General features: G+C 58.4%; 9 protein-coding genes and 1 pseudogene. 3 read left to right on the forward strand and 7 right to left on the reverse strand.

The genetic code is table 11. The features are described 5' to 3' along the window. Position 1: 1 nt before the first annotated feature. Both BMX68_RS26585 and BMX68_RS03685 read right to left on the reverse strand, forming a co-directional pair. Complete coding sequence (locus tag BMX68_RS26585; RefSeq protein ID WP_017131945.1) at positions 2 to 712, reverse strand: TPM domain-containing protein; 711 nt, start codon at positions 710 to 712, stop codon at positions 2 to 4. 70 nt (positions 713 to 782) lie between these two features. Beyond that, on the reverse strand, positions 783 to 1391 hold the full coding sequence (locus BMX68_RS03685) for a LemA family protein (RefSeq protein WP_017131944.1): 609 nt from the start codon (positions 1389 to 1391) through the stop codon (positions 783 to 785). Between the two features lie 245 nt (positions 1392 to 1636). Here BMX68_RS03685 and bglX point away from each other — a divergent pair, with 245 nt between their 5' ends. From bglX to mifR, 3 genes are all read left to right on the forward strand, one after another. Further along, complete coding sequence (gene bglX, locus BMX68_RS03690; protein ID WP_017131943.1) at positions 1637 to 3925, forward strand: beta-glucosidase BglX; 2289 nt, start codon at positions 1637 to 1639, stop codon at positions 3923 to 3925. 151 nt (positions 3926 to 4076) lie between these two features. Beyond that, positions 4077 to 5843, forward strand: coding sequence for a sensor histidine kinase (locus tag BMX68_RS03695; RefSeq protein ID WP_074861867.1), 1767 nt, complete (start codon positions 4077 to 4079; stop codon positions 5841 to 5843). Beyond that, positions 5837 to 7171: a sigma-54-dependent transcriptional regulator gene (gene mifR / locus BMX68_RS03700; protein WP_060782876.1), complete on the forward strand. Its 1335-nt coding sequence runs from the start codon at positions 5837 to 5839 to the stop codon at positions 7169 to 7171. The genes BMX68_RS03695 and mifR overlap by 7 nt, the downstream gene beginning before the upstream one ends. Before the next feature lie 295 nt (positions 7172 to 7466). Here mifR and BMX68_RS03710 read toward each other — a convergent pair whose 3' ends face one another. From BMX68_RS03710 to tli1a (BMX68_RS03725), 5 genes and pseudogenes are all read right to left on the reverse strand, one after another. Further along, positions 7467 to 7730, reverse strand: a complete 264-nt coding sequence (locus BMX68_RS03710) for a PAAR domain-containing protein (RefSeq protein ID WP_060782875.1) — start codon at positions 7728 to 7730, stop codon at positions 7467 to 7469. Next, positions 7727 to 10075, reverse strand: a complete 2349-nt coding sequence (locus BMX68_RS03715) for a T6SS phospholipase effector Tle1-like catalytic domain-containing protein (protein WP_074861870.1) — start codon at positions 10073 to 10075, stop codon at positions 7727 to 7729. Before BMX68_RS03715 ends, BMX68_RS03710 begins: the two co-directional genes overlap by 4 nt. Beyond that, a complete protein-coding gene (gene tli1a, locus BMX68_RS03720) occupies positions 10063 to 10584 on the reverse strand; it encodes a Tli1a family immunity protein (protein ID WP_074861873.1) in 522 nt (173 codons plus the stop codon). Before tli1a (BMX68_RS03720) ends, BMX68_RS03715 begins: the two co-directional genes overlap by 13 nt. Positions 10585 to 10586: 2 nt before the next feature. After that, the gene (locus tag BMX68_RS25305) at positions 10587 to 10916 is read right to left on the reverse strand and encodes a hypothetical protein (RefSeq protein WP_143063232.1); all 330 of its coding nucleotides are present in this window, start codon (positions 10914 to 10916) and stop codon (positions 10587 to 10589) included. Beyond that, positions 10904 to 11427, reverse strand: a pseudogene (gene tli1a, locus BMX68_RS03725) (Tli1a family immunity protein). Before tli1a (BMX68_RS03725) ends, BMX68_RS25305 begins: the two are co-directional and overlap by 13 nt. Between the last annotated feature and the right edge of the window lie 6 nt (positions 11428 to 11433).

An 11433-nucleotide genomic window follows, 5' to 3' on the forward strand; every position in this document is an offset into this window, starting at 1 on the left:
ATTACCAACCGCCCGATGCTCCACCGCCACCGAAACTGCCGCCACCACCGCTGAAACCACCACCGGGGCGTCCACCTCCCCCACCGCCGAGTCCTCCTGCACCGCCACTCCTGGGGCCATGCCCCATCAGTTGCATGATCACGCAGATCAGCACGACAAGAAGCATCAGCAAGCCGATCAACACCGGGTGTCGTGAACCGAACTCCTGCGCCGACTGGTTTTTCTCTTCGGGGGAACCGCCAAGGACATCAAGTATCGCGCCGACCCCGGCACTGATTCCGCTGGAAACATGGCCGCGCCTGAACTGCGGCACGATCAATTGGTTGATGATCAAAGCGGACTGGGCATCGGTCAGGCGATCCTCCAGGCCATAGCCTACTTCAATGCGCACTTTGCGCTCGTCCCGGGCCACGATCAGCAGTGCGCCGTTGTTGCGTTCCCGCTGACCGATCCGCCAATAACGCCCCAGCTGGTAGCCATAGTCTTCGATGGTGGTGCCTTGCAGGTTAGGCAACGTGACCACCACTACCTGCTCACCCGTGACCTGTTCATGGACCTGCAGTTGCCGGTCGAGAGTCTCGCGCACCGACGCCTCGATCATCTGGGCATTGTCCACCACCCGCCCGGTCAGTTCGGGAAACCGTAAATCGGCCCTGGCCGTCAGTGCCAGCGTGCAAAGCAACAGCCACAGGCCACCTCGGAAAATACGCATGCCTACCTCGTCCGTGACGATGCCGGGATAAGTCTTGCCACACACCCACGCGGCGCGGTGCGGCGAGTGATCAGAACTTCACCTGCGGCGCTTTATCGGCATCCTGGGCGCTCGCTTCGAAGCTTTGGCGTAGCGGCAAGTCGCTGTACATCAGGCCGTGCCAGAGACGACCGGGAAAGGTACGGATCTCAGTGTTGTACTTCTCCACGCTGAGGATAAAGTCACGTCGCGCCACGCTGATGCGGTTTTCCGTGCCTTCGAGTTGCGACTGCAGGGCGAGGAAGTTCTGGTTCGATTTCAGCTCAGGGTAACGCTCCGAGACCACCATCAGCCGGCTGAGAGCGCCGCTCAGTTGACCCTGGGCTTGCTGGTACTGCTTGAGCTTCTCGGGATTGTCCAACGTGCTGGCATCGACCTGGATCGACGTGGCCCTGGAACGCGCCTCGATCACCGCAGTCAGGGTTTCCTGTTCCTGTTTGGCATAGCCCTTGACCGTTTCCACCAGGTTCGGGATCAGGTCGGCCCGCCGCTGATACTGGTTCTGCACCTGGGCCCAGTTGGCCTTCACCTGTTCGTCGTAGGTGGGAATATTGTTGATGCCGCAACCGGCCAGCAACATGGCGAACAAGGCCAAGAGGGCAAATCTCCAGCTCGAACGCAAGCTCGGTTGTGCGTGCATGCTCAAAACGCTCCTTAAAACAATAAATAGAGAGAATTCCTAGGAATTTTCGCGCCCAGGATTCAGGCATAATCCGCCGCTGCCACTGAAATGTATGAAGCCAATCAGCTAAAAGCTGCCCGGCGCGAACAACCGTTCAAAAACGTGTGCGCAATGCATTGGCACGAAAACAGTCGCTCCTAATAACTAAATAACCCGAACGGTACCCGAACACCAAGCCGTATCGAGCCTTGAGATAATCATTCATGAAGAAATTGTGTTTGCTGGGCCTCGCTGTCGGCCTGGCCAGTCTCCAGGTTGTAGCTGACACAACGCCTCCCCCCATCGCACAAAAGGACGCCTTCATCGCCCACCTGATGAAGCAAATGACCCTTGAGGAAAAGATCGGCCAGTTGCGCTTGATCAGTATCGGTCCCGAGATGCCCCATGAAAAGATCAAGGAAGAAATTGCCGCTGGACGCATAGGCGCTACCTTCAACTCCGTGACACGTGCAGAGAATCGTCCCATGCAGGACGCCGCACAACGAAGCCGCTTGAAGATCCCCATATTCTTCGCCTTTGACGTGATTCACGGCCACCGGACAATTTTCCCTATCAGCCTGGCGCTCGCCTCCAGTTGGGATATGAACGCAATTGGCCTGAGTGCGCGCATCGCGGCAAAGGAAGCCAGCGCCGATGGCCTGGACATGACGTTCGCCCCAATGGTGGATGTCTCCCGCGATCCTCGCTGGGGACGCACTTCAGAGGGCTTTGGTGAAGACACCTATTTGGTATCACGCATTGCCAAAGTCATGGTCAATGGCCTGCAAGGCACAACCGTCAGCGCCCCGGACAGCATCATGGCCAGTGTCAAGCACTTTGCCCTCTATGGTGCTGTTGAAGGAGGCCGTGATTACAACATCGTCGATATGAGTCCGGTGCGCATGTATCAGGATTATTTGCCGCCTTATCGGGCTGCCGTGGATGCCGGTGCCGGGGGCATCATGGTCGCGCTCAACTCAATCAACGGCATACCCGCCACCGCCAATACCTGGTTGATGCAGGACTTACTGCGCAAGGACTGGGGCTTCAAGGGAGTTACCGTCAGCGATCATGGTGCGATCGTAGAGTTGGTCAAGCACGGCGTTGCCAGCGACAACCGCGAAGCCGCCAAGCTGGCCATCAAGGCCGGTATCGACATGAGCATGAACGACAGCGTGTATGGCAGCGAACTGCCAGGCCTGCTCAAGTCCGGGGACATTTCCCAACAGGACCTCGATAACGCTGTGCGTGAAGTATTGGCGACCAAGTACGATCTGGGTCTGTTCGCCGATCCTTATCGGCGCCTGGGAAAAGGACCGGACGACTCCGATTCTCGTGCCGAAAATCGCCTCCACCGCGCCGAGGCTCGCGATGTAGCGCGCAAAACCCTGGTGTTGCTGAAAAACCGGGGAGAAACGCTACCACTCAAAAAACAGGGCAACATTGCCATTGTCGGTCCTTTGGCCAAAAGCCAGATCGATATGATGGGTAGTTGGTCGGGCGCGGGTTTCCCCTCTCAGGCGGTCACCTTATACGAGGGTCTGCGCAACGCGCTGGGCGATCAAGCCACGCTGCCCTATGCCCGTGGCGCGAACCTGACCAATGACCCAAAAGTCGCGGGCTACCTGAACCACATTATTTTCGATCGACCGGAAGTCGAAATTGATCCGCGCCCGAGTGCGCAAATGATCGAGGAAGCGGTGAAAGTCGCACAGGCGGCAGATGTCGTCATCGCGGTGGTGGGGGAAGCCCGTGGCATGTCCCATGAGTCTTCCAGCCGGGTCAGCCTGGACCTTCCCGGGGATCAACGAGCGTTGATCAAAGCGTTGAAAGCGACCCAAAAGCCATTGGTTCTGGTCCTGATGAATGGGCGACCACTGTCCATCGCAGAAGAGCAAGAGCAAGCCGACGCCGTGCTGGAAACCTGGTACAGCGGGACCGAAGGTGGCAATGCCATCGCCGATGTGCTGTTTGGCGACTATAACCCTTCCGGCAAACTACCAGTCACCTTCCCTCGATCGGTAGGGCAAATTCCCTCTTACTACAATCACCTTCGCTTGGGCCGCCCATTTATGGCAGGCAAGCTGGCCAACTACACCTCGCAATACTTTGAGGAAAACAACGCCCCGCTGTACCCCTTCGGCTATGGTCTGAGCTACACCGACTTTAGCCTGAGCAACATGGCCTTGTCCTCGACCACGCTGAACAAGGGTGGCAAGCTCGATGCCAGCGTCATGCTCAAGAACATCGGCCAGCGTGACGGCGAGACGGTGGTACAGCTATATATCCAGGACGTCGCCGGTTCCATGATCCGGCCGGTCAAGGAGCTGAAGAACTTCCAGAAAGTGATGCTCAAGGCCGGCGAAGAGAAAGTCATTCGCTTCACCATCGAGGAGAACGACCTGAAGTTCTACAACACCGCGCTCAAGTACGCTGCGGAGCCGGGCAAGTTCAATGTGCAGATCGGCCTGGACTCCCAGGATGTGACGCAACAGAGCTTCGAGTTGTTGTAGGTTTGGTTCAGGCCCCCTTATGCCAGGGGGCTTGTCTTAGTGCCAATCCGTTAAGAATTTCGCTCGCCACAAGAGGCGCCGTTGCCCGTCAAGTCAACACGGCAACCGGCGTGTTATCGTTGCGACCCCTCCCTAACCCGTTGTTGCCCGCATGCCGTCGATCCCCCGTTCCCTGCGTCTGGCACTCCATACCCTGCTGATTCTTGCGGGTACCGCGCTGGCCGCCGGCTGGGCCGTGCACCGTGCCGGACAACAGGCCCTGGTGGACGATGCCACACGCGGGCATGCGCAACTGACGCTGTACGCCAATGCCCTGCACACCCTGATCGAACGCTACCGAGCCCTGCCTGCCGTACTGGCCCTGGACGCCAAGCTGCGCGAAGCCCTCGACGGTCCGATCAGCCCGCAGCGGCAAGACGCACTCAACCGCCAGTTGGAACGGATTAACGGCGCCGCAGGTTCCTCGACTCTGCAACTGCTCGATCGCAACGGCCTGTCGGTGGCCGCCAGCAACTGGCGCCTGCCCACCAGTTATGTCGGCCACTATTACGGCTTTCGCCCCTACTTCAATCAGACCCGTAGCGAAGGCAGCGGGCATTTCTACGCGGTCGGGGTGACCAGCGGGATTCCCGGCTATTTCCTCTCCAGCGCAGTGTTTAACGACAGCGGCGAATTTATCGGCGCCATGGTGGTGAAGCTGGAATTCCCCGAGATCGAGCGCGAGTGGAGCAAAGGCAACGACACCTTGCTGGTCAGCGATGCCCGCGACATCGTGTTTATCGCCAACCAGCCAGGCTGGCGTTATCGCCTGCTGCGACCGTTGTCGGACGGTGATCGCAGTGAAATCGGCCGTACCCGCCAATACGACAAGCAGGCCCTGAGCCCCATCGAACACCGGACCCTACGAGTCTTCGGCGACAACAGTTATCTGACCCGAGTCGATACCCCCAACGGCCCTGCCGAGCTGCTCTGGGAATCACTGCCACTGGACACCGAACACTGGACCCTGCACCTGTTGCGCCAACCGCAACTCGCTGTCGAGGAACGCCGTAACGCCGGCTTGGCCGGTGCCGGCCTATGGCTGGCCCTGGTGTTTCTCGGGCTGTTCCTCAACCAGCGCTGGCGCCTGGCTCGTTTGCGCCAACGCGGCCGCGAAGAGCTGGAGCGCCTGGTAGAAGAGCGCACCCGCGACCTGCGCACGGCCCAGGATGGCCTGGTGCAATCAGCTAAGCTGGCGGCGCTGGGGCAGATGTCCGCAGCCCTGGCCCATGAGATCAACCAACCATTGACCGCCCAGCGCATGCAATTGGCAACCTTGCGTCTGCTGCTGGATCACGGACGGATCGAGGCCGCCTATCAGGCCCTGGAACCCCTGGATCAACTGCTGGCCCGCATGGCAGCCTTGACCGGGCACCTGAAGACCTACGCCCGGCAAAGCCCCAGCGGCCTGCGCGAACCCTTGGACCTGGCGGGCGTGGTCGACCAGTCGCTGCAATTGCTCGATCCGCGCCTGCGCGAGGACAACGTCAGTACGCAGCTGCACCTGACCCGTCCGGCCTGGGTTCGCGGCGATGCGATTCGCCTGGAACAGGTGCTGATCAACCTGCTGCGCAACGCCCTCGACGCCATGCACGACAAACCCTTCAAGCGCCTGGCAATCCGTATCGAGGCCGACCAACTGTTATGGTTGCTGACCGTCAGCGACAGCGGCGGCGGGATTGCCGAGGAGCACCTGGCCAAGGTCTTCGACCCGTTCTTTACCACCAAGCCGGTAGGGGAAGGCCTGGGGCTGGGGCTCGCGGTATCTTATGCCATTGTCCATGAACTGGGCGGCCGCCTGAGCGTCGACAACCAAGCAGGCGGCGCCGTTTTCACCCTGGCCCTGCCGATCGCCCTGGAGGTACAAAACCCATGTTGAACGCGGTGATGGTGGTCGATGACGAAGCCAGCATTCGCAGTGCCGTGGAGCAATGGCTGAGCCTGTCGGGTTTTGCGGTCCAGGTCTTCAGCCGCGCCGAGGAGTGCCTGGCCCGGTTGCCGGCGGATTTCCCCGGCGTCATCATCAGCGACGTGCGCATGCCGGGCGTCGATGGCCTGGAACTGCTGGAGCGGGTGCGAATCCTCGATGCCGACCTGCCGGTGATCCTGTTGACCGGCCATGGCGATGTGAAGATGGCGGTCGAAGCCATGCGCGACGGTGCCTACGACTTCCTGGAAAAACCCTTTAGTCCCGAAGCGTTGCTTAGCAGCCTCGGACGGGCCCTGGAAAAGCGTCGGTTAGTCCTGGAAAACCGTCGCCTGCATGAACAGGCCGACAGCCGCTCGCGACTGGATGCCAGCCTGCTCGGGGTTTCTCGCAGCCTGCAAACCCTGCGGCGCCAAGTACTGGAGCTGGCGCCGTTGCCAGTCAATGTGCTGATCCGTGGCGAGACCGGCAGTGGCAAGGAACTGATTGCCCGCTGCTTGCATGATTTCGGCCCGCGCGCTGCCAAGCCTTTCGTAGCCCTCAACTGCGCGGCGATTCCCGAGCCGTTGTTCGAGACCGAGTTGTTCGGCCATGAAAGCGGGGCCTTTACCGGTGCTCAAGGCAGGCGTATCGGCAAGCTGGAATACGCCGACGGCGGTACGCTGTTTCTCGACGAGATCGAAAGCATGCCGCTGGCCCAGCAGGTGAAATTGCTACGGGTCCTGCAGGAGCAGAAGCTCGAACGCCTGGGCTCCAACCGGAGCATCCATGTCGACCTGCGCATCGTCGCCGCGACCAAGCCCGACCTGCTGGAGGAGGCCCGCGCCGGGCGCTTTCGCGAGGATCTGGCGTATCGATTGACGGTGGCCGAGTTGCGCCTGCCGCCGCTGCGCGAGCGGCGCGAGGACATTCCGTTGCTGTTCGAACACTTCGCCCGAGGCGCGGCCGAGCGCCTGGGACGCACAACGACGGCGCTGAGCGGGCCACAGTTGAGCCGGCTGCTGAGCCATGACTGGCCCGGCAACGTCCGGGAACTGGCCAATGCCGCCGAGCGCTCGGTGCTCGGCCTGGGTGAACCGGAACCGGAAGGCATCGACTCGGGCCAGTCCCTGGCCGCACAGCAAGAGGCCTTCGAAGCACAATGCCTGCGTTCGGCGCTGGCTCGCCACAAGGGCGATGTCAAGGCGGTGCTCGAAGAGCTGCAACTGCCACGCCGGACCTTCAATGAAAAGATGCAGCGCCACGGGCTGGCGCGGGAGATGTTTCTCAAGGGCGACTGACTGTCCCACCGACTCAACGACTTGCCGCGCCTGACGAAACGCCAGACGATCCCAGGCCAGCAAAATGACCGGGCAGAACCAGCAGAGCGCGAACCACACCGCCAGGCCCCACAGCAGCAATGGCTTGAGCGCCATGTTCGGCCAACCCATATAACTGCCGCCCAAGCTATACAACAGGCCACCGAGCAGCACCAACAGCGTGATGATCAGCAGATAGCCCAACCCCACGCGTATCAAAGATCCCTTGCCCACATCCTTAACTGTTGCCATGAGGCACCGCCACTCCAATTTCCAATCATGGCGCGACCATCATCGAAGTGGCCGCCAGGGTGCTGACCAACTGGCAACCACAGGCGCAACGATGGCCGTCCAGCGCCACCGGCTTGCCATCTATGGTTGATCCCGAGGCACCCTCGATAATGTGCGTCAGGCCATGTAGGTTGCAGCGCACCGGATCATCCACACAGGCCACCGGCTTACCGAAAGCTTCGTAGTGTCCCGCCAAAACCTCACCGCCAAAGGGCCGCAACGGATCACCGAGACGAACCAGGGGCATCATGGCAGCACCGCCTTGACCTGTTCGACCAAGGTGCCTTCCTTGCGTAACATGGCACTGGTCTGCTCGATGCGCTGTCTATAGTCGTCCAGCGCGATCTGGCGTTTCTGCTCGACCACCACCTGGCCGATATGGCCGGTGGGCTTAAGCAACTGCTCGGCGTCAGGCAGAAAGGGCACCACCTTGCCAGTGACCTTATCGATCACCTGATAGCCGATGGTCGCCGCGCCGATGCCCGCCGCCAGCCCGCCAATCCCTCCCAGCACTTTACCGCGCCTGATGCCATACGCCGTGGCCCCGGCAATCATCGCCACGCCCAATAGACGCCCGGCCACCACCACCGGCGACAGATCGCGGCTGTTTTCATTCCCGAAATAGATCATGCGGTAAAAGAAATAACCGGCCCACAACTCCCTCGACCTCAGTTTGTCGTGCATAAACCAGGCCCGCGAGTCGTGTATATGGTCGTCGAACAACGCCACCAGCAAGGCCATTTCGGCATCGGTACTGGGTGTCCCGTGGGCGTCGCGGAACAGTTGCTCACTGCGCCGCTTGCCCTCTGCTCTGAGGGTTTCGTGGTCTTTGCGCTCATCGTTCGCATTGAGCAGATAGGCCGTGTCGCGCAACACCACATCGAGTACCCCACCCTGCCAACTGGTCTGCTCGCGCTTTTGCCCGGTGTAATCGGATTTGAATTCAGCGGCGGCCTGGCTCAGTTGGGTCTGATCGATTTGTGCTTCATACACCGGCGGTCCGGGATGCTGAGGATTGGTCAGGCGCGCAGCCAGGACGGCGGCTCGTAAGTCCTCGTCATTCTTTTTCTCCTGACTGCTCCTCTCGGCGGTGAATTCAGTGGCCTCGATAAAGAACGGCTGGCGCTGGTAGCTGTCGTTATCGGTTTTGGCATCATTGGCATAGCGACCAATGCGCCAGCCGGTGATCCAGCCCAATTGATCGGCCATACCGTCTTCCACCGTGGTGCCCAGAAGCAGCGGGGTGTACTCACAAGCGGGATGATTGACGGGCTGGTCGGCGGTGATTACCGGTAGGGTTTTGCTTCGCCAGGCGTTGAAGCGTTCGACTACAAGCACATCGATATCGAAATCAGTGTTAGTTGCCTCAGACATGACACGCCATGACTTCTGAGAAAGCAGCGTCCGCGGTAACACTTCCTCGGGGACCTGCAACGGAGCGCCAGCAGCAAAGGCGGCGGCATACAGATCGTGCAGGACGATCTGCGACACCAGTTCATGGGTGCCGCCACGGGCCTTGCCTTGGTCATTTTTTGGGTAGCCACCGCCAACATCGGAGTGAACACCGGGGTACAGCACTTCATAGCTGTTGTCCGGGTATCGACCGTCCTCGTTACGGATCGATTCCAAGGGGAAGCAGGAGCGTTGTTCAAAGGCGGCGACAAAGTGCGAGCAGCGCTTGATAAATTTCGGGAAGCGCCGCGCATCCGGCAGCAACTGGGTGTCGTCGGCCCAATCCATATGCCCGGAGAAAAAAGGCGCCACATGGGCAATGCCCACCGAGGCCACGGTATCCAGTATCCCGAGAAACTCGACGCTGATCGGCAAGCCAATCAGCGTTTGAGCGGGTAGCTCCGCCCCGACAGGGGTGTCGAACAATTGGCTCAACCACGTGACAAAGGTGCGAGCTTCGGCTGCTCCTCGGGAGAAACCATACACAAACAGCTTGACCCCCAGTACGCGAGGCTGGGCCCATTCCGTTCGAACCTGCAAGGGTGCTAACAGCCCGTTCATCGTCCGCCGCCGATTACCCTGGCCCATGGCACTCATCAGCGGTGCCCTCCAGGTGCTCATGGCTTCGACTTTCGCCTTGGCAACGCTGTCATCAATTTCGGTTTCATTGTTCAGAGCATAAGATAACGCGCTGGCTACCTGCACCAACGCCCAGTTGATCCGATCCTCACCTCCGGTAGCAAATTGCAGCCCGCCATCGCTGTAATCCAGCTCGCCAATTTCAGGAAATGGCGTGCCGACACCGGGCATATAATATGAAAAATACCCATCGTCTTGCGCGCCCTTACCACGTAACGAAGCATGAAACAGCTTGGCGATATTAGTGGGGTGACCGTCCTTGGTATCTTGCTTTTCGTTATTATTGGTGCCATCGAAGAACAAGCTAATATGCAGGCTATGGCAGCACTCAGAATACCGTCTTTGCCCTCTGGAGTTAGTCCCTCGGCGAAAAAGGTCTTCCTCGTAGGTTTGCTTGTCGTAGTTATCGGTTACCATTGATATATTGGTAGGTAAACGACCACTCTCCGGAAAATGCGGTGCCCCCCACGCTTTAGCTTTTGAATTACTGTTCACTTCCGACATACGGCTGGCTCCTTCATTTGTGAGGGTTCTTTAATCGGGTAGTGCTCTGAATTAAATGCCCAGCACGAACTCGTAACCTTGACTTGGTTACAAACCAAAAAGTGCACCTTCAAACCACATCGCTTCGTTCCTGGCCACTCTGGTATCTCCACGGTGGTACTGTGATGCTGGTAGTTAGCTTTATGTTTAGCTTGTGCGACTCGATACCCATCGGTCCCTAATCGGGGCCATTTTGAATAAGCATATGGCTCTGGGTCGACCTCCCACTCGATATGGGCTTTCAAGCCAGGGCGCCACTTGGCAGGCATGATGATGCAGCACGAACTCCCTCCCCCTCCGTCGGCCCGATAACCATTGACCGACATCCAGTTAATAGCATGCACGGTATGATTGACGGCTTGCAGATTCCCCCCGGCCATTTCGTTATCGGCTGAAGAACATCCGAACAATGCTAATCCCAATAAGGTAAGCAAGCCTTGCCGTATGATTTTTCTTATTATCATTTGCATCACTAGCCATTTCCTTGCTGATTGCTCTGATCGCGCAAACCATTCGAAGCATGAAACATGCCTGGCGACATTAATAGGTCAACTGTTCTTGGCATCATGCTTCTCGTTATCATTGGCATCGTAGAAAACAAGCTGATATGCAGGCTATGGCAGCATTCAAAATATCGCTTTTGACCTCTGGAGTCGGTCACTCGACAAAAAAGGTCTTCCTCGTAAGTTTGCTTTCGGTGGTTGGCGGCTACCATTGATGTATTGGTAGGTAAGCGGCCACTCTCCGGAAAATGCGGTGCCCCCCATGCTTTAGTTTTTGAATTATTGCTCACTTTGGACATACGGCTGGCTCCTTCATATCAAGAGGTTCTTTAATTGGATTATTCGGTGAACCATAACCCCAGCAGGAAGAGTTGTGACTTTGATCTGATTACACACAAAAAAATGAACTTTCAAACCACAAGATTCAGTACCTGGCCACTCTGGAATCTCCACGGTGGTGCTGTGGTGTTGATAGTTAGCTTTATGTTTAGCTTGTGCGGCTCGATAGCCATCGGTCCCTAATCGGGGCCATTTTGAATAAGCATATGGCTCTGGGTCGACCTCCCACTCGATATGGGCTTTCAAGCCAGGGCGCCATTTGGTAGGCATGATGATGCAACAGACACTGCCGCCACCACCGTGAGCCCGATAACCGTTGAACGACATCCAGTTAATAGCATGCACGGTATGATTGACGGCTTGCAGGTTTCCCCCGGCCATTTCATTATCCGCAGAAGAACATCCCAATAACATTAACCCTAATAGGCACCACAATCCTTGTATCCGCGCCTTTCTCATTATTATTTTCATGATCTT

Source organism: Pseudomonas agarici (assembly GCF_900109755.1).
Lineage (GTDB): Bacteria > Pseudomonadota > Gammaproteobacteria > Pseudomonadales > Pseudomonadaceae > Aquipseudomonas > Aquipseudomonas agarici.

Bases quoted from the DNA above. Each gene is read 5' to 3' on its own strand.
- BMX68_RS26585 (WP_017131945.1), bottom strand. From the start codon at position 712: ATGCGTATTTTCCGAGGTGGCCTGTGGCTGTTGCTTTGCACGCTGGCA.
- BMX68_RS03685 (WP_017131944.1), bottom strand. From the start codon at position 1,391: ATGCACGCACAACCGAGCTTGCGTTCGAGCTGGAGATTTGCCCTCTTG.
- bglX (WP_017131943.1), top strand. From the start codon at position 1,637: ATGAAGAAATTGTGTTTGCTGGGCCTCGCTGTCGGCCTGGCCAGTCTC.
- BMX68_RS03695 (WP_074861867.1), top strand. From the start codon at position 4,077: ATGCCGTCGATCCCCCGTTCCCTGCGTCTGGCACTCCATACCCTGCTG.
- mifR (WP_060782876.1), top strand. From the start codon at position 5,837: ATGTTGAACGCGGTGATGGTGGTCGATGACGAAGCCAGCATTCGCAGT.
- BMX68_RS03710 (WP_060782875.1), bottom strand. From the start codon at position 7,730: ATGATGCCCCTGGTTCGTCTCGGTGATCCGTTGCGGCCCTTTGGCGGT.
- BMX68_RS03715 (WP_074861870.1), bottom strand. From the start codon at position 10,075: ATGTCGGAAGTGAACAGTAATTCAAAAGCTAAAGCGTGGGGGGCACCG.
- tli1a (WP_074861873.1), bottom strand. From the start codon at position 10,584: ATGCAAATGATAATAAGAAAAATCATACGGCAAGGCTTGCTTACCTTA.
- BMX68_RS25305 (WP_143063232.1), bottom strand. From the start codon at position 10,916: ATGTCCAAAGTGAGCAATAATTCAAAAACTAAAGCATGGGGGGCACCG.